20 protein-coding genes are annotated in these 22,501 nt (G+C 67.5%); 10 read left to right on the forward strand and 10 right to left on the reverse strand.

Features of this window, described 5'->3' with window-relative positions:
* Nucleotides 1–61: 61 nt before the first annotated feature.
* The 3 genes from ACFFJK_RS05990 to rsmB are packed head-to-tail and all read right to left on the reverse strand — an operon-like array spanning nt 62 to nt 4,532.
* On the reverse strand, nt 62–2,371 hold the full coding sequence (locus ACFFJK_RS05990) for a sensor histidine kinase (protein ID WP_379678246.1): 2,310 nt from the start codon (nt 2,369–2,371) through the stop codon (nt 62–64).
* On the reverse strand, nt 2,361–2,924 hold the full coding sequence (locus tag ACFFJK_RS05995) for a DUF4390 domain-containing protein (RefSeq protein WP_379678247.1): 564 nt from the start codon (nt 2,922–2,924) through the stop codon (nt 2,361–2,363). The genes ACFFJK_RS05990 and ACFFJK_RS05995 overlap by 11 nt, the downstream gene beginning before the upstream one ends.
* Before the next feature lie 54 nt (nt 2,925–2,978).
* Entirely contained in the window at nt 2,979–4,532 is a 1,554-nt protein-coding gene (gene rsmB, locus ACFFJK_RS06000) for a 16S rRNA (cytosine(967)-C(5))-methyltransferase RsmB (RefSeq protein ID WP_379678248.1), read from the reverse strand.
* A 184-nt stretch (nt 4,533–4,716) separates the two neighbouring features.
* Between rsmB and argS the strand changes: the two genes are divergently transcribed.
* The 7 genes from argS to ACFFJK_RS06035 are packed head-to-tail and all read left to right on the forward strand — an operon-like array spanning nt 4,717 to nt 10,910.
* The gene (argS, locus tag ACFFJK_RS06005; protein ID WP_379678249.1) at nt 4,717–6,453 is read left to right on the forward strand and encodes an arginine--tRNA ligase; all 1,737 of its coding nucleotides are present in this window, start codon (nt 4,717–4,719) and stop codon (nt 6,451–6,453) included.
* A 25-nt stretch (nt 6,454–6,478) separates the two neighbouring features.
* Nucleotides 6,479–7,162: an SPOR domain-containing protein gene (locus ACFFJK_RS06010; RefSeq protein WP_379678250.1), complete on the forward strand. Its 684-nt coding sequence runs from the start codon at nt 6,479–6,481 to the stop codon at nt 7,160–7,162.
* A gap of 9 nt (nt 7,163–7,171) precedes the next feature.
* The gene (locus ACFFJK_RS06015; protein ID WP_379678251.1) at nt 7,172–7,849 is read left to right on the forward strand and encodes a thiol:disulfide interchange protein DsbA/DsbL; all 678 of its coding nucleotides are present in this window, start codon (nt 7,172–7,174) and stop codon (nt 7,847–7,849) included.
* Nucleotides 7,846–8,652: an SDR family oxidoreductase gene (locus tag ACFFJK_RS06020; RefSeq protein WP_379678252.1), complete on the forward strand. Its 807-nt coding sequence runs from the start codon at nt 7,846–7,848 to the stop codon at nt 8,650–8,652. The genes ACFFJK_RS06015 and ACFFJK_RS06020 overlap by 4 nt, the downstream gene beginning before the upstream one ends.
* The gene (locus ACFFJK_RS06025; RefSeq protein ID WP_379678253.1) at nt 8,649–9,434 is read left to right on the forward strand and encodes a biotin--[acetyl-CoA-carboxylase] ligase; all 786 of its coding nucleotides are present in this window, start codon (nt 8,649–8,651) and stop codon (nt 9,432–9,434) included. Before ACFFJK_RS06020 ends, ACFFJK_RS06025 begins: the two co-directional genes overlap by 4 nt.
* Nucleotides 9,431–10,171: a type III pantothenate kinase gene (locus tag ACFFJK_RS06030; protein ID WP_379678254.1), complete on the forward strand. Its 741-nt coding sequence runs from the start codon at nt 9,431–9,433 to the stop codon at nt 10,169–10,171. Before ACFFJK_RS06025 ends, ACFFJK_RS06030 begins: the two co-directional genes overlap by 4 nt.
* Before the next feature lie 13 nt (nt 10,172–10,184).
* Entirely contained in the window at nt 10,185–10,910 is a 726-nt protein-coding gene (locus tag ACFFJK_RS06035) for an SPOR domain-containing protein (RefSeq protein WP_379678255.1), read from the forward strand.
* 12 nt (nt 10,911–10,922) lie between these two features.
* On the opposite strand, the gene ACFFJK_RS06040 is transcribed toward ACFFJK_RS06035, so the two are convergent.
* From ACFFJK_RS06040 to ACFFJK_RS06070, 7 genes are all read right to left on the reverse strand, one after another.
* The gene (locus ACFFJK_RS06040; RefSeq protein WP_379678256.1) at nt 10,923–11,390 is read right to left on the reverse strand and encodes a DUF2127 domain-containing protein; all 468 of its coding nucleotides are present in this window, start codon (nt 11,388–11,390) and stop codon (nt 10,923–10,925) included.
* A 70-nt stretch (nt 11,391–11,460) separates the two neighbouring features.
* Nucleotides 11,461–12,456, reverse strand: a complete 996-nt coding sequence (locus ACFFJK_RS06045; protein ID WP_379678257.1) for a septal ring lytic transglycosylase RlpA family protein — start codon at nt 12,454–12,456, stop codon at nt 11,461–11,463.
* 16 nt (nt 12,457–12,472) lie between these two features.
* Nucleotides 12,473–13,588, reverse strand: coding sequence for a rod shape-determining protein RodA (gene rodA / locus ACFFJK_RS06050; protein WP_379678258.1), 1,116 nt, complete (start codon nt 13,586–13,588; stop codon nt 12,473–12,475).
* A 3-nt stretch (nt 13,589–13,591) separates the two neighbouring features.
* Nucleotides 13,592–15,613, reverse strand: coding sequence for a penicillin-binding protein 2 (gene mrdA / locus ACFFJK_RS06055; protein ID WP_379678259.1), 2,022 nt, complete (start codon nt 15,611–15,613; stop codon nt 13,592–13,594).
* 6 nt (nt 15,614–15,619) lie between these two features.
* The gene (mreD, locus tag ACFFJK_RS06060; protein ID WP_379678260.1) at nt 15,620–16,138 is read right to left on the reverse strand and encodes a rod shape-determining protein MreD; all 519 of its coding nucleotides are present in this window, start codon (nt 16,136–16,138) and stop codon (nt 15,620–15,622) included.
* Nucleotides 16,138–17,382 (reverse strand): rod shape-determining protein MreC, encoded by a 1,245-nt coding sequence (gene mreC / locus ACFFJK_RS06065; RefSeq protein ID WP_379678261.1) that lies wholly within the window; start codon nt 17,380–17,382, stop codon nt 16,138–16,140. The genes mreD and mreC overlap by 1 nt, the downstream gene beginning before the upstream one ends.
* A 141-nt stretch (nt 17,383–17,523) precedes the next feature.
* Nucleotides 17,524–18,564 carry a rod shape-determining protein gene (locus ACFFJK_RS06070; RefSeq protein WP_379678262.1) on the reverse strand — a complete coding sequence of 347 codons (1,041 nt, stop codon included), beginning with the start codon at nt 18,562–18,564 and terminating at the stop codon, nt 17,524–17,526.
* Nucleotides 18,565–18,962: 398 nt separating this feature from the next.
* Between ACFFJK_RS06070 and gatC the strand changes: the two genes are divergently transcribed.
* The 3 genes from gatC to gatB all read left to right on the forward strand — a co-directional run bounded on the left by gatC (nt 18,963) and on the right by gatB (nt 22,339).
* Nucleotides 18,963–19,262 carry an Asp-tRNA(Asn)/Glu-tRNA(Gln) amidotransferase subunit GatC gene (gene gatC, locus ACFFJK_RS06075; RefSeq protein WP_036247667.1) on the forward strand — a complete coding sequence of 100 codons (300 nt, stop codon included), beginning with the start codon at nt 18,963–18,965 and terminating at the stop codon, nt 19,260–19,262.
* 29 nt (nt 19,263–19,291) lie between these two features.
* On the forward strand, nt 19,292–20,767 hold the full coding sequence (gatA, locus tag ACFFJK_RS06080; RefSeq protein WP_379678263.1) for an Asp-tRNA(Asn)/Glu-tRNA(Gln) amidotransferase subunit GatA: 1,476 nt from the start codon (nt 19,292–19,294) through the stop codon (nt 20,765–20,767).
* Nucleotides 20,768–20,878: 111 nt separating this feature from the next.
* On the forward strand, nt 20,879–22,339 hold the full coding sequence (gatB, locus tag ACFFJK_RS06085; RefSeq protein WP_379678264.1) for an Asp-tRNA(Asn)/Glu-tRNA(Gln) amidotransferase subunit GatB: 1,461 nt from the start codon (nt 20,879–20,881) through the stop codon (nt 22,337–22,339).
* Nucleotides 22,340–22,501 lie beyond the last annotated feature (162 nt).

Here is a 22,501-nt window from a genome sequence, read left to right on the forward strand (position 1 = left end):
GCCTCGCGCCAGGGGCTTTGTCAGGCAATCTTATTGGCCTGGTACGATTTTATGCCCTCTTTTATATTTCGGACAAGTTCGCCTCAGGCGCTAACTTTAACAGCAAAATGAATACTGACGCGCCAGTTCCATCCGGACGGTTACCAATGTCGATCCGGCCGCCGTGTTCGTCGATGATCTTCTTGACCATCGGCAGGCCCAGGCCGGTGCCGCGCGCCTTCGAGGTGACGTAGGGTTCGAAGGCGCGCGCCAGGATCCGTGGCGAGAAGCCCGGGCCGTTGTCGGTGATCGCCAGGCGTACCGCGGTGCCGGCGGCGCCGTCCGCGCCTTCGTAGTGGATGGCCTCGGTGGTGACGTCGACGCGCGGCGGCGGCGCGCCGGGGCCGCGGTCGACCAGCGCATCCTGCGCGTTCTGCACCAGGTTGTGGATCACCTGGCGCAACTGGGTGGCGTCGCCCATCACCTGCGGCAGGTTCGGCGCCAGCGCCGCGTGGATGATGTCCGAGCCGTCCTCGGCCAGGTACAGCTGCAGGATCTCGTCGATCAGGCTGTTCAGGTCGAGCGGCTCGAGCACGGCCGGCGGCGTGCGCGCGTAGTCGCGGAAATCGTCGACCATGCGCTTCATGGCGTCGACCTGGTTGACGATGGTCGTGGTGCTTTTCCTGAGCAGTTCGGATTCGAGCGGGGGCAGGCTGCCTTCCAGCTTCATCTGCAGGCGCTCGGCCGACAGCTGGATCGGCGTCAGCGGGTTCTTGATCTCGTGCGCCAGGCGGCGCGCCACCTCGCCCCAGGCCACTGAACGCTGGCCCGAGATCACGTCCGAGATGTCGTCGAACACCACGATGAAGCCGTTGCCGGTGCCCACCGGCAGGCGCGAGCCGCGCGCCAGCAGCGTGATGTCGTGGTCGTGCTCGTCGCCGCTGCCGCGGCGCGGGATTTCGATCTGCTGCTGCCAGTGCGCGCGCCGGCGCCGTTCGCTGCCCACGTTGCCCGCCGCCGACTGCGCGCTCTGGGCCGAGATCGCGCGGGTGACGCAGTTGTAGAAGGTCTCCAGGCCGGCGATGCGCGCCAGCGGACCGGCCAGCGCGCCCGGTTCCACCTGCAGGATGCGGTAGGCGGCGTCGTTCGAGTTCACCACCCGCCCTTCGGCATCGAGCACGATCACCCCTGCCGACATGTTCGCCAGCACCGACTCCAGGTGGGCCTTGGCGTTCTGCAGGGCCATGCGGTTGCGCTCGACGGCGCTGCGCGCCTCGAACAGCTGGCCGGTCATGGCGTTGAAGGACTTCGTCAGCGTGCCCAGTTCGTCGTTGGTCTCGATGATCGGGCGCGGCGACAGGTCGCCCTCGGCCACCGCCTGGGTGCCTTCCGCCAGCACCAGCAGCGGCTGGGCCAGGTTGCCGGCGATGAGGAAGGCGCTGCCGATCGCGCCGAAGATCGCCAGCAGCAGGGTCAATGTCAGGGTTTCGACATACATCTTTTTCAGGCCGGACCGGGCCTGGGCGCGCGAACGGTATTCCTCGGAGGCGCTGCGCAGCACCACCGCATTGGACGCCAGGTTGACCGGCACCGACTGCAGCAGCTGCAGGTAGCGCGGCTCCATGCCGGGCGATTCCGGCACCGCGAGCACTACCCGCAGGCGCAGGCTGGTGGCGGCGTCGAGCGCATTCGGGCCATTCGGGCCGTTCGCGGCCATCTCTGCGCTGCCTTCGGCGCGCGCATAGCCGCCCGGCAGCGCGGCGGATTTCAGGATCTGCGGAGTCGGCGCGTCGGCCTCCAGGTTGGCGCGGCGGTCGGGCGAGGCCGCGGCCAGCAGGGTGCCGTCGGCGCCGAGCAGCATCGCGCTTTGCAGGCCGCTGACGTCGTTGGCCAGGCCGGACAGCACCCCCTGCACCGTGATCGCGTCCTGCCCCGCCAGCGTGGCGGCGGCGGTCTGCCCGGTCGCGTTCAGCTCGGCCACCGCTTCGTCGAGCGCGGCGCGGCCCAGGTTCAGGCCCGACTCGATCGCGGCCTCGATCTTGACGTCGAACCAGGATTCGATCGAGTGGGACACGAACTGCACGGACACCATGAAGATCACCAGCCCCGGCAGGATGCCGATGCCGGCGAACAGCAGGACCAGCCGGGCAACCAGGCGCGAACCGAACTTGCCGGCCTTGTAGCGGGAATACAGGCGCGCCAGCGCCACGATCACCAGCACCAGGAGCAGCACCGCCATGCCGGCGTTCACGCCCAGCAGCCAGGTGTAGTAACGGTCGAAGAAGCCCGAGTTGTCCGAAGCGGCCGCGAGCAGGAACAGCAGGATCGAGACGATCGCCCCGCCTACCACGAGGGCGTAGCGCAGCGCCTGGTTGACTGATTTACTCCGCACGATACGTGAAGGTCTTCCGGTTCGAGGCGAGGCGCCAGCTGGAGTCGTTGATCGCGTTCACCTGCAGTGGCTTGGACAGGAAGTCGCGGTCCATGAACATGCGCAGCGATACGTTGTACACCTCACCCTGCTTGAGCGCCCCCTTCGGCGCGATCAGCCAGCGCGCCGGGCGCCGGATCAGGGACAATGCTTCTTCCAGGGTGGAGAAGCTTTGCGGCACGCTGCCGCCAATCGCCACATTGTACTGGCGTGTGAGCACGTCGTACGAGATGCCGATCGTGCGCCGCGACAGGACGGCCTTCTCGTCGCGCCACCACCAGCGCGGGCGCGTCATTTCGATCTCGGTCGTGAAATGCAGCTTGATGCCGTTCTGGACGGCCTCCTGCAGCTCGTGGTTCAGGTCGAAGGAGAACCGGGTGTTGAGGCGGTAGCCGTCCTCGCTGGCCTGGATTTCGGCCTGGGTGATGTCGATGACGTCGGCTGCCCGTGCCCCCACGCACGCGAACACCAGCAGCAACTGGCAGGCGAGAAGGCAGAAAAATCGTAACGTCACGGGTGCGCCGGAGCCTTAAGGTTGAAGCCGAAGCCTATTCTTTCGGGATGACCACTACGCCGCGGGTTTCTGGAACAGGGCGTAGAACAAGCCGTCATGATCCTGCCCGGCACCGCTGGCTGGCAGCAGCTGGCCCGGCGCGTCGAGGCGGATGGCGCCGTGGCGGGCCGCAAACGCGGCTGCCTGCGCTTCCGATTCCTGGGGCCAGAGCGAACATGTCACAAACAACAATTTACCATTGGGCAGCAACATCTGCCAAAGGTTGTCGAGTATTTTGCTGGAAAGTGTTGCAAGTTGGAGTGTGTCCGACTTGCGGCGCAGCCAGCGGATGTCGGGATGGCGCCGCACGATGCCCGAGGCCGTGCAGGGCACGTCGGCCAGGATGCGGTCGTAAGGGCGGCCGTCCCACCAGCCGGCATCCTGGGCTTCGGCCGCAACCAGCTTCGCGCGCAGGCCCAGGCGCCCCAGGTTGTCCCCGACCCGCGCCAGGCGCGCCGGATCGGCGTCGACCGAGGTCAGGTCCACGTCCGCCGTCTCGAGGATGTGGCCGCTCTTGCCGCCCGGCGCCGCGCAGGCATCGAGCACGCGCATGCCGTCCGCCAGGTCGAGCAGCGGCGCGGCCAGCTGGGCGCCGGCATCCTGGACCGAGACCACGCCGTCGTGGAAGCCCGGAATCTGGCTGACGTTGACGGCCTGCGCCAGGCGCACCGCCGTCGGGCCGACCCGGGCCGCCTCGATGCCGGCATCGGCGAGCAGGCGCAGGTAGGCCTCGGCGTCGGTCCGGCGCCGGTTCACGCGCAGGGTGAGCGGCGGATGCACGTTCCCGGCTGCGAGGATCGCCTCCCAGTCGTTCGGGTAGGCGGCGCGGGTGCTGTCGATCCACCACTGCGGATAGTTCCAGCGCGCCAGCGGCTGCTTCAGGGCCTGGGCGCCCAGGGTTTCGCGCTCGCGCAGGAAGCGGCGCAGGACGGCATTGACCATCGCCTTGGCGTGGGCAAAGTCCGGGTGGCTCGCCGCCGCGTCGACGGCCTGGTCGACCACGGTGAAGGCTTCGTAAGGCGGGTTCGTCCCCGGCGGCGGGTCGAGCAGCGCCAGCGCGGCGCACAAGAGGGCGCCCAGCATCGGCGGCTCCGGCGCCTTGGTGGTCATCAGCCCCAGCAGCACCTCGCTGCGGCCCAGCTGGCGCATGGTGCGGTAGGCGATGTCCTGGATCGCGCCACGGGCCTGCGGGGTGACGTCGTAGGCCGAGAACACGCTGCTGAGCGCCTGCGGCAGCGCGGTGCCGCCACGCACGCGGGCCACGGCGCTGGCCGCGCCCAGCAGGCTGAGGGCCAGCGAATCGGCCTTCAGGTCGGGGCGGTAGTCGTGCTGCGGGACGATCTTGACTTCGTGGCTCGGGCGCAGGCGCTCGGGCTCGCGCGACGCGGTACGGCCCGCGTGATCGCGTTCGGTTTCCCCGCGCCGCGGCCGGGCATCGGCCGGCGCGGAGGCCGACGGCCCACGCCCCTGCCCTCCCGTCGCCCACGGGCGCGCAGCGCCCTCCGGCGCCGGCTTGCGCGCCGGCCTGGCTTTGGGTTTGAGGGTGAGCGTCGGGCGCTTGTCGGTCATGGCGGGGTCAATACGATCGAAAAAGGCCTCCATTGTACCGGCTTAGGCTTTGGCGCCGCTTAAGCTTCACCGCGGTTGCCTCAGGCGAAGATATTCCACGCATCGCCAAACCAGTATAATGACCGCTGTTTGCCTGCCCGCAGGCCCGCCTCATTCTCCGCCACATTATCAGACCGACATCCCCATGCTCGCCCAACAAAAACAACAAATCGTTGCCCTGTTCCAGGCCGCCCTTGCGCCGATCGTCGCCGGCACCGATCTCACCCCGAACGTCGTCCTGGAACGCCCGCGCGACCCAAGCCACGGCGACGTCGCCTGCAACATCGCCATGCAGCTGGCCAAGCAGCTCAAGACCAACCCGCGCGAGCTGGCCACGCGCCTGGTCGCCGCCCTGCTGGCGGACCCGGGCGCGCAAGGCCTGGTCGAATCGGCCGACGTGGCCGGCCCCGGCTTCATCAACCTGCGCGTGGCCGCCGGCGCCAAGCAGTCGGTCGTCAAGACCGTGCTCGCGCAGGGCGAGGCTTTCGGCCGCGGCAATTCCGGCCAGGGCCACCACGCGATCATCGAATTCGTCTCGGCCAACCCGACCGGCCCGCTGCACGTCGGCCACGGCCGCCAGGCCGCGCTCGGCGACGCCCTCTCGTCGCTGTTCGAGTCGCAGGGCCACGACGTGACCCGCGAGTTCTACTACAACGACGCCGGTGTCCAGATTGCCACCTTGGCCACCTCGGTGCAGGCGCGCGCCCGCGGCTTCAAGCCGGGCGATGCCGAGTGGCCCGAGTCGGCCTACAACGGCGACTACATTGCCGACATCGCCGCCGACTTCCTGGCGAAAAAGACCGTCTCGGCCAGCGACGGCCAGCCGGCCACCGCTTCGGGTGACGTGGACGACATCGAATCGATCCGCCGCTTTGCCGTCACTTACCTGCGCAACGAGCAGGACATCGACCTGCAGGCCTTCGGCGTCAAGTTCGACAATTACTACCTCGAATCGTCCCTGTACGCGGACGGCAAGGTCGAGCAGGCCGTGCAGGCCCTGGTCGACGCCGGCGTCACTTACGAACAGGAAGGCGCGCTGTGGCTGCGCACCACCGACTACGGCGACGACAAGGACCGCGTGATGCGCAAGTCCGACGGCACCTACACCTATTTCGTGCCTGACGTCGCTTACCACATCCAGAAGTTCCGCCGCGGCTTCGACCAGGCCATCAACGTGCAGGGCAGCGACCACCACGGCACCATCGCCCGCGTGCGCGCCGGCCTGCAGGCCGTAAACATCGGCATCCCACAGGGCTATCCCGACTACGTGCTGCACAAGATGGTCACCGTCATGAAGAACGGCGAAGAGGTCAAGATCTCCAAGCGCGCCGGCTCCTACGTGACCGTGCGCGACCTGATCGAATGGTCGGGCAACGGCGACATCACGCGCGGCCGCGACGCGGTGCGCTTCTTCCTCATCTCGCGCAAGGCCGACACCGAATTCGTGTTCGATGTCGACGTCGCGCTGAAGACCTCGGACGAGAACCCGGTGTACTACGTGCAGTACGCCCATGCCCGCATCTGCTCGGTCATGGCGCAATGGGGCGGCGACGAGTCCGTGCTGGGCGGCGTGGACCTGTCCCCGCTGACCGCCCCGCGCGAGGCGACGCTGCTGGGCGCGCTGGCCGCCTACCCGGAGACGCTCGAGCGCGCCAAGGCCGAACTGAGCCCGCACCAGGTGGCCTTCTACCTGCGCGACCTGGCCGGCGAGCTGCACAGCTACTACAACGCCGAGCGCGTGCTGGTGGACGACGATGCGGTCAAGATGGCGCGCCTCGCGCTGATGGCCGCTACCCGCCAGGTGCTGCGCAACGGCCTGGCCCTGATCGGCGTGTCCGCGCCGGCCAAGATGGAACGTGCCCCGACCGAAACGCAAGCCTGATCCTTAGTTCATCCATTAGCGCAACATGACCGCCATCCGACCTTCTTCTTTGCTGCGCCAGCGCGGCAGTACCCTGACCGGCATCATCATCGGCCTGATCATTGGCCTGGGCATCGCGGTGGCGGTCGCGCTCGTGATCACGAAGGGCCAGTCGCCCTTCACCGACCGCTCGAACAAGATGGGCCGCCCGGCCGACCTGGCGCCGAGCCAGGCGTCAGACCCGAACAAGCCGCTGTACGGCAACCGCGACGCCGTGCGCGAAGCGAACCGCCAGGTCACCGAGCGCGCCGCAAGGCCGGCAAGCCCGGCAGCAGAGGATGCCGACCCGCTGGGCCAGGCGATCGCCGGCATGCAGGAGCCGGCACCTGCACCTGCGCCTGCCGCACCTGCCGCACCTGCCGCACCTGCTCCGGCTGCAGCTCCGCCAGCCGCCGCCGCCACGGCCGCGGCGCCTGCAGCAGCCGGCAGCGACAGCTACATCTATTACCTGCAGGCCGGCGCCTTCCGCGAGATGTCCGACGCCGAGAACACGCGCGCCAAGCTGGCCCTGCTCGGCTTCGAAGCCGCGATCACCGACCGCACCACCGACGGCGGCGTGCTGCACCGCGTGCGCGTGGGCCCGTACAACGGACCGGAAGCCATGAACAAGGCGCGCGCCAAGCTGCTCGACAGCGGCATCGATGTCGCCATCGTCCGCAACCAGCGCTAAGCCTGGCACATGCAAGCAAGCCGCCGCCTGTTCTGCACCGCCGCATTGCTCGCCTGCCCGGGCATTGCGGCGGCCTCCCCCGCCGTTCCTGCCGGCGTCCCGCGTGAAGGCGCCGGATACCAGGCCCTGCCCGACCCGCAGCCGACCGACAGCGGAAAGAAGATCGACGTCACGGAATTCTTCGCCTACTACTGCCCGCACTGCTACACCCTGGAACCGAAGCTGGCGGACTGGGTCAGGAAGCAGGGCGACGACATCGTGTTCCGGCGCGTGCACGTGCCGCGCGGCGCGGCCGTGGCGGCGCAGCAGCGCCTGTTCTACGCGCTCGAGTCGCTCGGCCTGCTCGACCAGTACCACGACAAGGTCTTCCGCGCGATGCACGTCGAGCGCCTGCCGCTCGTCCAGGACGAGCAGGTGTTCGACTGGGCCAGCCGCGCCGGCATCGACCGCGCGCGCTTCATGGAGGCCTACCGCTCGTTCGGCGTGCAGGCGAAGATCCGCCGCGCGCAGGCGATGATGGAAGGCTACCGCATCACCCACTGGCCGATGGTCGCCATCGACGGCCGTTTCCTGACCTCGCCGGGCATGGTCGCCGAAGCCGGCCAGGTCAGCGGCATGGAGGCGCTGCAGGGCACCCTGCGGGTGATGGACGCGCTCGTCGCGCGCGCGAAAGCGGACAGGAAATGACCGCGGCGCCGGGCCGCGCGGACCGGGTGTTCATCACCGGCGCCTCGAGCGGCATCGGCGCCGCCCTGGCGCGCGAATACGCCGCGCGCGGCGCCACCCTCGGCCTGCTGGCCCGCCGCCGCGAGCTGCTCGCCGAGCTGCTTGCCTCGCTGCCGAACCCCGAGCGCCACCGCATCTACGCCGTCGACGTCCTCGAGCGCGACGCGGTGGCCGCCGCCGCGGCAGATTTCATTGCGGCGAACGGCGGCGCCGACATCGTCATCGCCGGCGCCGGCATCTCGCACGGCACGCTCACCGAACGCCCTGCCGACCTGCCGGTATTCGACGCCGTGTTCGCCACCAATGTCGGCGCCACCGTCGCCACCTTCGCCCCGTTCATCGCCACCATGAAGGCGCAGGCGGGGCCGCGCCGGCTGGTCGGGATCGGCAGCGTGGCGGGCATCCGCGGCATGCGCGGCGCCGGCGCCTATTGCGCCTCGAAAGCGGCCGTGCACAGCTACTGCGAATCGCTGCGCCTGGAGCTGCGCGCTTCCGGCATCAAGGTGGTGACCATCGCCCCCGGCTACATCGACACACCCATGACCCGCAACAACCGTTTTCCCATGCCTTTCCTGATGCCTGCCGAGCGCTTTGCGGCGCAGGCCGCCGCCGTCATCGCACGCGGCAGCAGCTACCGCGTGCTGCCCTGGCAGATGGGGGTGGTGGCCAAATTGCTGCGCCTGCTGCCCAATGCCCTGTTCGACCTTGCCTTCTCGCGCGCACCGACGAAACAGCGGGCCGGAGAAAAGCGGGAGCGAACATGAACGCCGCCAGCATCGCCGCGCTGGCGCGTGCCGGCGCCGGTATCACAGTCGAAGTCGTGCCCGAAACCGGCTCGACCAATGCCGACCTGCTGGCGCGCGCGCCCGCGCTGGCCGGACCCGCGCTGCTCATCGCGGAAAACCAGACCGCCGGCCGAGGGCGCGCGGGACGCAGCTGGCTGTCGTCGAGCGAGCACTCGCTGACCTTTTCGCTGGCCTGGAAGTTCGACGGCGGGCCGCAGCAACTCTCCGGGCTGCCGCTGGCGGTCGGCGTGGCCCTGGGCGAAGCGCTCGGCCAGCTCGGCGTGCAGGTACAGCTCAAGTGGCCGAACGACGTGCTCAAGGATGGCGCCAAGCTGGCCGGCATCCTGATCGAAACCCAGGCCGCGCCCGGCGGCGGCATCTGGGCCGTGATCGGCATCGGCCTGAACCTCGTCATGCCGGACGAGATGGAAGCACGCCTGGGACGCAGCGCGGCGGGCGCGCCGTGGCTGGCGCGCATGGAACGCGACGTCCTGATGGCCGCCCTGCTCGACGCGCTGGCCGAGACCCTGCGCCTGTTCGCGCGCCAGGGCTTCGGCGCCTTTTGCGCACGCTGGAACCTGCGCCACGCATGGCAGGGCGAGACCGTCGTCATCCTCGATAACGCCGCCTCCGGCAACCCGGTCGTGCTGCACGAAGGCCTGGCTGCCGGCGTGGACGACACCGGCCGGCTCCTGCTCGACACCCTTGACGGCCGCATCACGGTGCTGGCCGGCGACGTCTCGTTGCGGGTGAAGACATGAGCCTGCTCCTGGTCGACGCGGGCAATACCCGCATCAAGTGGGCGGTGACGGCGCCCGATGCCCGACTGGGCGCATGGGCGCTGGCGGACGCCGCGCCGCATCCCGGCCTCGACGCGATGGCCGGCGCATGGCGCATGGCGGGCGTGACGCGCGCCCTGGTCGCGAACGTGGCCGGCGCGGCTCTGCGCGAACGGATCGCGGCCGCGCTGCCGCCCGGGATCGCGGTCGAATGGTTCGCCTCGACGCCCGAGCGCGCGGGCCTGCGCAACGGCTACCGCAACCCGGGCCAGCTGGGCTGCGACCGTTTTGCCGCCGCCATCGGCGCGCATGCGCTGGCGCCCGGCCAGGACGTGGTGGTGGCCACCTGCGGCACCGCGACCACGGTGGATGCGATCAGCAAGGACGGCGTCTTCATCGGCGGCATGATCCTGCCCGGCCTGGCGCTGATGGCGGGTTCGCTCGCCCGCAATACCGCCCAGCTTCCGATGGTGGCGCCGGGCGCCGCGCCCCCCCCGCTCTTCGGCGACAACACCGATGACGCGATCGTCTCGGGCATCCTGTCGGCGCAGGCCGGGGCGATCGAGCGCGCCTGTGCCGCCCATGGCGCTACTGCCTGCATCGTCTCGGGCGGCGCGGCGCCCCATATTGCGCCGACCCTCAAGCTTGCGCACCATCTGGTCGATAATATCGTGCTGGTCGGCCTGCACGCTGCCGCCCGCACGTCGCGCATCTTGTGATCGGAGACCGTCCTTGTTGAAATTCGTATTCTGGGCCCTGCTCGCCGTGAACGCCGTGCTGTTCGCCTACGGCCGGGGCTACCTCGGCAAGGTCGATGAGGCCGAGCGCGAACCGCAGCGCCTGAAGAACCAGCTCGCTACCGAACGCATGGTGATGCTGAGCGCCGCCGAGGCGCGCGCCGCGGCCGACACCGCGGCGCCATCGCCCCCGCCGGCCGAAGCTGCCGAGCCACAGCCTGTCGAACAGGCGCCCGTCCCGGCGCCGGTGGCGGCAACGATCGCCTGCACCCAGGCCGGCCCGTTCGCGCCGGGCGACGCGCGTCGTTTCGAGACGCGCGTCGCGCGCCTGGGCCTGGGCGAGCGCCAGGCGCGCACCAGCGTGCCATTCCAGGAAATCACCAGCCACCTCGTCTACCTGCCGCCGAACGGCGGCAAGGAAGGCGCCGACCGCCGCGCCGCGGAGCTGAAGGAGAAAGGCGTGGACAACTTCTTCGTGATGCAGGGCGACTCGCCCTTGAAGTGGGCGGTGTCGCTGGGCGTGTTCAAGACCGAGGCGGCGGCGCAGAGCCTGGTCGCGGCGCTCGGCCGCCAGGGCGTGCGCGGCGTGCGCGTCCTGCCGCGCGGCCCGCAGGGCACCCGTCCGGCCTGGCAGTTCCGCGACCTGACACCGGACGAGCGCATCGGTCTTGCCGGCATCACCGACGACTTCGCCGGAGCACAATTGCGCACCTGCAAATAAAGGCAGGCCGTCTCAGCGCACTATCCGGCTGGCCATGCGCCGCCGCCGCAGGCTGTAGACCATGAAGGCGACGATCGCCAGGTTGACGAGCAGCAGGCATACACTCAGCAGGCCCGGACGATGGTAGAGCTCCCTCAGTTCGAACGGCACGTAGATTGCGCCGCTTGCGGCAGCAAAGCCTTCCCCCCATGCACGGCCATGCCATAAGCCGTAAGCCTCGACCATGCGCACGGCGGAGTAAGCGATGGCGGCCCCGGCAAGCTGCATCAGGCGCGCATCGTCCAGCTGACCTGCGTACGCGATGAATACACGGGGCGTATGGGATGCGGGGTTGAGGTGCGCATGCGCCACCAGTGCCTCGGCAACACGCTGGACGTCGTGGTGCACCAGGGAGAACAGGCCGAAGCCGGCCAGCAGGACCACCATCCCCTTTGCCGCCTCGAGCACAGCGATGCTGCGAATGCCTTGTGAAAGACGCATGCTCCTCTCCCGGCGATACGTATGCGGGAGATCAGTCTATGTCAAGCATGCCGAAGTTGGCGCGCCGCGTTCAGCGCCTGACGACGATCGGCTTCAACCCCAGCGACGAGGGCACCGAGCGCGCCGCCGTCTGCGCATCTTCGCGGCTGGCGAAGGGCCCGCCAAGCAGGCGGTTCACCGAGCCCGACTTCACCACTTCGAGCGCGCCGAGCTCCAGGCCGGCCTGCGCGAGGCGTTCGCTCATCGCCTCGGCCGTGCCCGGTCGGCTGTAGGAACCGAACTGCACGTAGAAGCGGCCGCCGGCCGCGACCTTCGGCGCCACCTGCGCCACCGCCGCGCTGTCGGATTGCACGCGGTCTTCCAGCATCAATGCCGCGATTTCGGGCGGCGCCGACTGCGCCGCTGAGGCGGCGGCGCGGCGTACCGTGGCGATGCGCATCGGATCGTCCGGGAACAGGCGCTCGACTTCCACCTCGTGGCTACCCCTGCCAAGCAGGCCGAGCTTCAGGGCAGCCGTGTACGAGACGTCGATGACGCGGCCGGCGTGGAAAGGGCCGCGGTCGTTGATGCGTACGACCACCGACTTGCCGCTGTCGAGACTGGTGACGCGCACATAGGAAGGAATCGGCAGCGTCGGGTGCGCCGCCGTCATCTTGTACATATCGTAGGGTTCGCCCGACGAGGTCTTCTGGCCGTGGAACTTGACGCCGTACCAGCTGGCCACGCCGCGCTGGACGAAGGGGTCGTCGTGCAGGATCGGGGTATAGGTCTGGCCGAACACCGAATACGGGCGATTTGCCCATTTTGCATAGGGCTCGGCCTTGACCACGGCGTCCGGCAGGTCCATCAGGCCGGGCGGCGGGTTGGCGCCGGGACCGTCGTCCTTGTAGTAGCCGCCGCGGCCGGACTTGGCCGGCGGCAGCTTCGGGGCTTCGGGATGTTTCGCTACCGGGCGGTTCTTCCACGGCAGCGGAATCAGCCGCTGGTGTTCGCCGGTGGTGCTGCAACCGGTAAGCAGGGATGCCAGGGCGATGACCGTGACAAGTTGTTTTCTTGGAACGGCCATACGCGATCCTTATTCTTTACGTCTGCACTAGTTTACGATGTCTTTGAATACTCATCAATATACCAGCGCCGAGCCCGAGCGTAATGAACGCAGTTCCGCCGTAGCTCATCAAAGGTAACGGAACTCCCACCACCGGCAGGATTCCGATCACCATCCCGATGTTAACAAATGCATAAGTAAAGAACATCATCGTGATCGCGCCGGCCAGCAGGCGCGAGAAGTTGTTCGGAGCGTTGGCCGCGATCATCAAGCCGCGCCCGATCAGCATCAGGTAGACGAACAGCAGGAACAGGTTGCCGACCAGGCCGAATTCTTCGGAGTACACGGCGAACACGAAGTCGGTGGTCTGCTCGGGAACGAATTCCAGCGCCCCTTGCGTTCCCTGCAAATAGCCCTTGCCGAACAGGCCGCCGGAACCAATCGCAATTTCGGACTGGATGATGTGGAAGCCCTTGCCGAGCGGATCGGAGGTGGGGTCGATCAGGGTCATGACCCGCTCGCGCTGGTAATCGTGCAGCATCGACCAGGCGATCGGCAGCGCCGCGGTGCCCGACACGGCCAGGGTGATGATCGCCTTCCAGGGCAGGCCGGCCAGGAAGATCACGTAGAAGCCGGAAGCGCCGACCATCAGCGCGGTGCCGAGGTCGGGCTGCTTGGCGATCAGCGTGAACGGGATCAGCAGCAGCACGGCGGCAATCGCATAGGACTTCCAGGTGTTGACGTTGGCGCGCTGCTGGAAATACCAGGCCAGCATCAAGGGGGTCGCGATCTTCAGGATCTCGGACGGCTGGATGTCGATGCCGACATACAGCCAGCGCCGCGCCCCTTTCTTGATGATGCCGAACATCGCCACTGCGATCAGCAAGGCTACCCCGACGGTGTAGATCGGCACCGCGAGGCGCATCAGGGTCTGCGGCGGCACGTTGGCCACCACCCACATCACGGCGAAGGCGAGCACGAAGTTACGGATCTGGTGCTCGACCCGGTCAGGATATTCGGCGCCGGCCGAGGTCATGGTGATCACGCTGGTCATCATCAGGACGAACAGCACCAGGCCGAGCGGCCAGTCGAAGACCGTGAAATAGGGACGCAGGCGGCGCCGCAGCGAGCGCCGTTCTGGAATGTGCGCCATGGCTTATTCCTTTCGTGTGGCGGGGACGCCGGGCGCTGCCGCAGCGGCGGCCTGGATGAGCGGGCCCGGCACCGGGGCCGGCGCAGCCGCAGGCGGCGCGGCTTTCGGCACGGGTTTGGCGGCGCCGGGCGGGCTGGCGCCCGCCCCTTCCTTCGGCTGCGGCGGCGCCGGACGCTTGCCCAGCAGGTAATAGTCGAACGCCTTGCGCGCGATCGGCGCCGCGGTCGAGCCGCCGGAGCCGACGTTCTCGACGATCAGCGCCAGCGCGATGGTCGGCTTGTCGGCCGGGGCAAAGCCGATGTAGAGCGCGTTGTCGCGGTGGCGCTCGTCGATGGCGTTGGCATTGTACTTGGCGCCCTTCAGGCCGATCACCTGGGCGGTACCGGTCTTGCCCCCCGAGATGTAGCCCGCATTGGCAAAGGCGCGGAACCCCGTGCCGTAGGATTCATGGTTCACGCCCACCATGGTGCGCTTGATGAAGTCGATGTTTTCCTGCTTGAGCGGGATGCGGCGGGATTCCTTCGGTACCGTCAGGGCGCGCTGCCTGGTGGCGCCGTCTTCGATCAGCTTGACCAGGTGCGGCTTCATCACGATGCCGTTGTTGGCCAGGGTCGACATCGCATGCGCCAGCTGGATCATGGAATAGTTATTGAAGCCCTGCCCGATCGAGACCGAGATGGTGTCGCCGCCCACCCACTTGCCGGCACGCGGGTTCTTGGCGAAACGCTTGGCCTTCCATTCCTTGGACGGGCGCACGCCGGTCTTCTCGTGCTCGAGGTCGATGCCGGTCAGCTCGCCGAAGCCGAACTGCTTCATGAAATTCGAGATGTTGTCGATGCCCATCTCGTTGCCGAGCTGGTAGTAATAGGTATCGCAGGATGCCACCACCGACTTGTACATGTCGACCACGCCGTGGCCGCCCGGCTTGACATCGCGGAAGCGGTGCCCGCCCAGGATGTAGAAGCCGGGGTCGCGGATGGCGTCCGAGGGCTTGCGAAAGCCCATCTCGAGGGCGGCGAGCGACATGAAGGGCTTGAGGGTCGACGCCGGCGGATAGGTGCCCGACAGCGCGCGGTTCATCAGGGGCCTGTCGAGCGAAGTGTTCAGCTCGTTCCAGCTCTGGGTGTCGATGCCGTCCACGAACAGGTTCGGGTCGAAACCGGGGCGCGACACGTAGGCCAGCACGTCGCCGGTGGCCGGCTCGATCGCCACCAGCGCGCCGCGCAGTTCGCCGAAGGCTTCCTCGACCACCTTCTGCAGTTCGATGTCGATCGACAGGATCAGGTTGCTGCCCGGCGTCGGCGCGGTGCGCGACAGCGTCCGGATCGCGCGCCCGCCCGCCGTGCGCTCGACCTTTTCGTAACCGGTGGTGCCGTGCAGGTAGCTTTCATACTTTTTCTCGACGCCTTCCTTGCCGATATGCTCGGTGCCCTTGTAGTTGGCGCCCAGTCCATCCTCTTCGAGACTGGCGAGCTCCTTCTGGTTGATGCGGCCGATGTAGCCGATCACGTGCGAGGCGGTTTCGCCCAGCGGGTACTGGCGGAACAGGCGCGCCTGCACCTCCACGCCCGGGAAGCGGAAGCGCTGCGCGGTGAAGCGCGCCACCTCGTCGTCGGTCAGGCGGGTACGCAGCGGCACGCTGGCGAACGTGCGGGACTCTTCCAGCAGGCGCTTGAAGCGGCGCCGGTCGCGCGCATCGATGGCAACCAGTTTCGACAGCTCGTCGATGGTCGACTCCATGTTGGCCTGCAGCTTGGAGGGCGTGATCTCGAGCGTATAGGCCGAGTAGTTGCGCGCCAGGACCACGCCGTTGCGATCGACGATGAGGCCGCGGTTGGGCACGATGGGCACCAGCGCGATGCGGTTGCCCTCGGCCTGCGATGCGAACTGGTCGTGGCGCAGCACCTGCAGCCAGACGAAGCGCGCCACCAGCAGGCCGAAGCAGATGAAGACGAGCGCCACCAGCGCCGTCAGGCGCATGCGGAACTGGTGGATCTCGCGGTCGTTGTCCTTGAATTCGGTCACGGCGGATCAGATCGGGCGGGTATGGTCGCGGTCGACGGCGCGGCGTTGCGGCGCCAGCAGCAGCCAGGTGATCACCGGCCACAGGGCGACGGCGACGATGCTCTCGGCAAAGTACAACACGCCGGGAAAACGGCCCGAAGCGGTGAAGTGGACGAAGAACTGCACCGCCTGTGCCAGCAGCAGCAGCGGGAACACGTGCATCGCCTGGGTCATCAGGCGGAACCACAGCACGCGGCGGTGGATCATGATCGCCAGGTAGGACAGCAAGGTGTAGGCAAGCGCGTTCTCGCCCAGCAGGCTGGCATCGTGCACATCCATCAGCAGGCCCATGACGAAGGCGACGCCGATGCCGACCTTGCGCGGCTGGTGGATGCCCCAGAACACCAGCACCAGTGCGACGAAGTCGGGCGCCCCGACCCAGCGGCCCAGCGGCAGCAGGTTGAGCATGAAGGCACACACCAGGCTGAACGTGATGAACAGCGGGCTGACGGGCAGCAGGATGTAATGCGGACGGTTACCGGGCATTATCGGCCCTCCGTGTTGGCCGGGCGTGCGCCGGCGGGCGCCGCACCGGCTGGGGTGTTGGTGGTCGTGGCTGCAGGCGCCGGCACGGGGCGCTGCGTGGCCGGGACGCCCGGCTGCTGCGCGGCAGCCGGCGTTGCAACGCCCTGCCCTGCGCGCGGGTTGGCAGCCGCAGGCTGCGCCGGCGCCGCGCCGGCCTGCGCGGCGGTGCCGGTCCCTGCAGCGGTTACGGCGTTGGTTCCAGCATTGGTACCCGCATTGGCGCCTGCATTAGCGCCATTTACCGGCTGCGCCGGCGCGCCCTGCGGCGGCAGCGGGGCCGGTGCCAGCGGCGGCAGCGGCACCGGCGCCATGTCCGGCAGCTTGCGGCGGTTCGTGGGGCCCCGGGCCTCCGCCTGCGGGCGCGGCGGCAGGTTCGACTGCGACATGATGATCAGGAGCTGGCGGTTGCGGTCGATACCGGCCAGCGGCTGGCACACCACGCGCCCGAACGCGCCGGCGGCGACGTTCTCGACCTGCACCACCTTGGCCACTGCCAGGCCGGCCGGGTACATGCCGTCCAGGCCGGAGGTGACGAGCACGTCGCCCACCTGGATGTCGGCGTTGGCCACCACGAAGCGCAGGTCGAGCAGGCCGGACTGGCCGCGGCCATAGGCGATGCTGCGCAGGCCGCTGCGCAGCACCTGCACCGGAATGGCCTGTTCCTTGTCGGTGAGGAGCGTGACTTCGGACGTGAACGGGAACACGCGCGTGACCTGGCCGACGACACCGGCGTGGTCGATCACCGGCAGCCCCGGCACCACGCCGTGGCGCGAGCCGCGGTCGAGCACGATGCGCCGGGTCGAGGGGTCGCGCGCGTCGTACAGGATCTCGGTCATCTGCGCCTGGACCGGCAGGTGCTCGCGCGCCTCCATCAGGCGGCGCAGCTGCGCGTTCTCGGCCATCTGGTACTGCGCCTGCTGCAGCACGCGCGCCTGCGCCAGCTGCTGGGTCTTCAGGTCGCGCACTTCCTTCTGCAACGCGGAGATCGAGGAGAAATAACCGGCCATGTTGCCGAGCGCCTCGCGCGGCATCAGGGCGGCCATCTGCAACGGATACAGCACGGTGGCGGCCACCTGGCGCACCGAAGCCAGGGTGCTGTAACGGGAGTCGACGACGAGCAGCACGACGGAAATCAGGGCGAACACGATCGCCTTGACCCGTGCGGGGGCTCCCTGTTTGAAAAGCGGCGGCGGACTGTATTCCATGTCCTGGTGGCGTCCTGAATAGCTCTGTGTTGTCGTCTTGAACAGCTGGCGCGACGCGCCAACGTCAACGCGGGCAGAGACGCGCGGTTACCCGCGCACCCTGCCCGCCGTCACGTCGGCCGCGCCGTCGTTTGTCCGTTCTTATTCGTACGAGAAGATCGAACCCAGCTTGTCCATGCGCTCGAGCGCCATGCCCGATCCACGTACCACGCAGGTCAGCGGGTCTTCGGCGACCAGCACCGGCAGGCCGGTTTCTTCCATCAGGAGACGGTCCAGGTCACGCAGCAGCGCGCCGCCGGTCAGCATCATCCCCTTCTCGGCAATGTCGGCGCCCAGTTCCGGCGGAGCCTGTTCCAGCCCGTTCTTCACGGCCGAGACGATGTTGTTGAGCGGGTCGGTCAGCGCTTCCAGGATTTCGTTCGACGAGATGGTAAACGAACGCGGGATGCCTTCGGACAGGTTGCGGCCCTTGACTTCCATTTCCTTGACTTCCGAACCCGGGAAGGCCGACCCTATTGCCTTCTTGATCGCTTCGGCGGTCTGTTCGCCGATCAGCATGCCGTAGTTGCGGCGGATGTAGTTGACGATCGCTTCGTCGAACTTGTCGCCGCCGACGCGCACCGAGCCCTTGTACACCATGCCGCCCAGCGAGATGATGCCCACTTCGGTGGTGCCGCCGCCGATGTCGACGACCATCGAGCCGGTGGCGTCCGAGACCGGCAGGCCGGCGCCGATCGCGGCAGCCATCGGTTCCTCGATCAGGTACACCTGCGAGGCGCCGGCGCCCAGCGCCGATTCGCGGATCGCGCGGCGCTCGACCTGGGTCGAACCGCAAGGCACGCAGATGATGATGCGCGGCGACGGACGGAAGAACTTCGAATCGTGGACCATGCGGATGAACTGCTTGAGCATCTGCTCGGTGACGGTGAAGTCGGCGATCACGCCATCCTTCATCGGACGGATGGCCTCTATGTTGCCAGGCACCTTGCCCAGCATCTGCTTGGCTTCCTTGCCGACCGCCTGGATCGTCTTCTTGCCGTTCGGGCCGCCCTCCTGGCGAATCGCCACGACCGACGGCTCGTCCAGCACGATGCCCAGGCCGCGCACGTAGATCAAGGTGTTGGCGGTACCGAGGTCGATCGCCAGGTCATTCGAGAAGTAGCTGCGTAAAGAACCAAACATGGGTGTCCTGATTGCGCACCGGGTGCGCGTGAATATTGATCGGGTTGTCTTCGCCGCGCCCGCAGGCGTCGATCGCCGGAAGCAGCGCGGTCTTTGGTGCGGGGGCCGACTCGCGCCCCATAGCGCATTAGCCCGCCATTCTACCTTATAATTCGTCGATTAAATGCTGAAAACGGGGGGTTTTCCACCCCAATTCCGCAGCGAGATCGACGGTGTTACCAAGCTTTTATGAGCCGAAGCGTGCCGTTCGCTGACTGCTTGCCAACATCCGTTGTTCATCCATTATTCATCCGGTTTTCGTTTCGTAGTCGACGCGCAGCTCAACTGTTATCCAACTGTTATTCAACCGTCATTCGCCCAACCATATTTTGCATGCGGCCATGCCGCGCCCTTTTGCCATGTCCCTGACACTTTCAGACGTAAAACGCATCGCCAACCTGGCCCAGCTCGAGATGGACGAAGCCCACGCGGAAACCGCGCTGGCCGAGCTGAACGGCATCTTCGCCCTGGCCGAGCAGATGCAGGCGGTGGACACGACCGGTGTTGCGCCATTGTCGCAGCCGCTGGCCGCCATCATGGCCCTGCCGCTGCGCCTGCGCGACGACGTAGTGACCGAAGAGAACCGCCGCGAGGACTACCAGGCGCCGGCGCCGAAGGCGCAGGACGGCCTGTACCTGGTCCCGAAAGTCATTGAATAACGCACCCGAGCACCTGAACCGACACGCACATGCACAACAAGACCATCAAAGAGCTGTCCGCGCTCCTGCAATCGAAGCAGGTCTCGAGCGTCGAACTGACCAGCCATTACCTCGACCGCATCGAAGCGAGCAGCCACAACGCCTTCCTGCACCTGGACCGCGAGCGTTCGCTCGCCCAGGCGGCGGCGGCCGACGCGCGTATTGCCGACGGCACGGCCGGCACGCTGACCGGCGTGCCGATCGCGCACAAGGACATCTTCGTGACCCGTGGCTGGCGCACCACAGCCGGCTCCAGAATGCTGGCCAATTATGAAAGCCCGTTCGACGCCACGGTCGTCGAGCGCTTCAACCGCGCCGGCATGGTCACCCTGGGCAAGGTCAACCTCGACGAATTCGCGATGGGCTCGGCCAACGAGAACTCGGCCTTCGGCGCCGTGAAAAATCCCTGGGATCCGCTGGCGGTGCCGGGCGGCTCTTCGGGCGGATCGGCCGCCGCGATCGCCGCGCGCCTGGCGCCGGCCGCCACCGCCACCGACACCGGCGGCTCGATCCGCCAGCCGGCCGCCTTCTGCGGCGTCACCGGCATCAAGCCGACCTACGGCCGCGTCTCGCGCTTCGGCATGATCGCCTTCGCCTCCTCGCTGGACCAGGGCGGCCCGATCGCCCAGACCGCCGAGGACTGCGCGTTGCTGCTCAACGAAATGATCGCTTTTGATGAGCGCGACTCGACCAGCCTGACCGTCGAGCAGGGCAACGTGCCTGAAGACTACACCCGCGACCTGGACAAGCCCTTGAACGGCCTGCGCATCGGCGTGCCGAAAGAGTATTTCGGCGAAGGCCTGGCTGCGGACGTGGAACAGGCAGTGCGCGGCGCACTCGACGAATTCGTCAAGCTGGGAGCGAGTCTGGTCGACATTTCGCTGCCGAAGACCGCACTGTCGATCCCGACCTACTACATCATCGCCCCGGCGGAAGCCTCGTCGAACCTGTCGCGCTTCGACGGCGTGCGCTACGGCCACAGGGCTAGCGAGTACAAGGATCTGCAAGACATGTACCGCAAGACCCGCGCCGAAGGCTTCGGCCGTGAGGTGCAGCGCCGCATCATGGTCGGCACCTACGTGCTGTGCCACGGCTACTACGACGCCTACTACGTGCAGGCGCAGAAGATCCGCCGCCTGATCGCCGACGACTTCCAGGCCGCGTTCAAGGACCAGTGCGACGTGATCATGGGCCCGGTGGCCCCGACCGTGGCCTGGGACTTGGGCAGCAAGGCGAACGACCCGGTGGCGAACTACCTGGCCGACATCTTCACGCTGTCGACCAGCCTGGCCGGCCTGCCGGGCATGTCGATCCCGGTCGGTTTCGGACAAGGCGAGAAGAACGCCAAGCGCCCGGTCGGCCTGCAAATCATCGGCAACTACTTCGCCGAAGCCAAGCTGCTGAACATCGCGCACCAGTACCAGCAGGTGACCGACTGGCACACCCGCGCCCCGGAAGGCGTGTAACAGGGCCATGAACACGTAGGGTGGCCGGCTTCGCCGGCCGCGCGTTCAACCGGTGCCTGCCCAGAAGAACAGCAACACGCAGCAGGCACAGCGAACAGAAAAGAGAACACTATGCAATGGGAAGTCGTCATCGGTCTTGAGAACCACGTGCAGCTCACGACCAACTCGAAAATCTTCAGCGGCAGCTCGATCCGCTTCGGCGCCGAGCCCAACACCCAGGCCAGCCCGGTCGACCTGGCGCTGCCGGGCGTGCTGCCGGTGCTGAACCGCGGCGCCGTCGAGCGTGCGATCCGCTTCGGCCTGGCCGTGGGCGCGAAGATCGCGCCGCAGTCGGTCTTCGCCCGCAAGAACTATTTTTATCCCGACCTGCCGAAGGGCTACCAGATCAGCCAGTTCGAGGACCCCGTGGTCCAGGGCGGCACCATCAGCTTCGCCTACGAGAAGGACGGCAAGCTGGAGACGAAGACCGTCAACCTGACCCGCGCCCACCTGGAAGAGGATGCCGGCAAGTCGCTGCACGAAGACTATGCCGGCATGAGCGGCATCGACCTGAACCGCGCCGGCACGCCGCTGCTCGAGATCGTGTCGGAGCCGGAAATGCGCAGCGCCGCCGAAGCCGTGGCGTATGCCAAGGCCCTGCATTCGCTGGTGGTGTGGCTGGGCGTCTGCGACGGCAACATGCAGGAAGGCTCGTTCCGCTGCGACGTCAACGTCTCGGTGCGCCCGGTCGGCCAGAAAGAATTCGGCACCCGCTGCGAGATCAAGAACCTGAACTCCTTCCGCTTCATGGAAGAAGCGATCCACTACGAAGTGCGGCGCCAGATCGAGCTGATCGAGGACGGCGGCAAGGTGGTGCAGGCCACCCGCCTATGGGACCCGGACAAGAAGGAAACCCGTTCCATGCGCACCAAGGAAGACGCGCAGGACTACCGCTACTTCCCGGACCCGGACCTGCCGCCTTTGGTCATTGGCCAGGACTGGATCGAGCGGGTGAAAGCCGACATGCCGGAGCTGCCGGGCGCCCTGCGCGCACGCTTCACCGGCGAATACGGCCTGCCGGAGTACGACAGCCTGGTGCTGACCTCCTCGAAAGCGATGGCGACCTACTACGAGGCCGTGGTGGCGGCAGCCGGCAAGGAAAACGCCAAGGCGGCGGCAAACTGGATGATGGGCGACGTCTCGTCGACCCTGAACCGCGAAGGCGTGGAACTGGACCAGTCGCCGGTGTCCGCCGCCCAGCTGGCGCTGCTGCTCAAGCGCATCCTTGATGGCACCATTTCGAACAAGGCCGGCAAGGAAGTGTTCGCCGCGATGTGGGAAGCCAAGAGCACGGACGACAACCTGGCCGACACCGTCATCGAACAGAAGGGGCTGAAGCAGATCTCGGACACGGGCGCGCTGGAAGCCATCGTCGACGAAGTGCTGGCCGCCAACGCCAAGTCGGTCGAGCAGTACCGCGCCGGCAAGGAAGCCGCGATCAACGCGCTGATCGGCCAGACCATGAAGGCCTCGAAGGGCAAGGCGAACCCGGCCCAGGTGACCGAGTTGCTGAAGAAGAAGCTGGCAGGCTGATCACCCTGCCCCAGGAAAAAACCGGAGCCCTGCTCCTAATGCCGTTCAGTTAAGGTAGCTTCTTGACCTTCCGGACAGCATAACGCTTCGGCGTTGCCTTGACGGCCCGGTCGCATTTGCGGCCGGGCCGTTCGTCTTTCAGAAGGCTAACCAGCCTTTCTC

Source organism: Massilia consociata, from assembly GCF_042432755.1.
Classification (GTDB): domain Bacteria; phylum Pseudomonadota; class Gammaproteobacteria; order Burkholderiales; family Burkholderiaceae_D; genus Telluria; species Telluria consociata.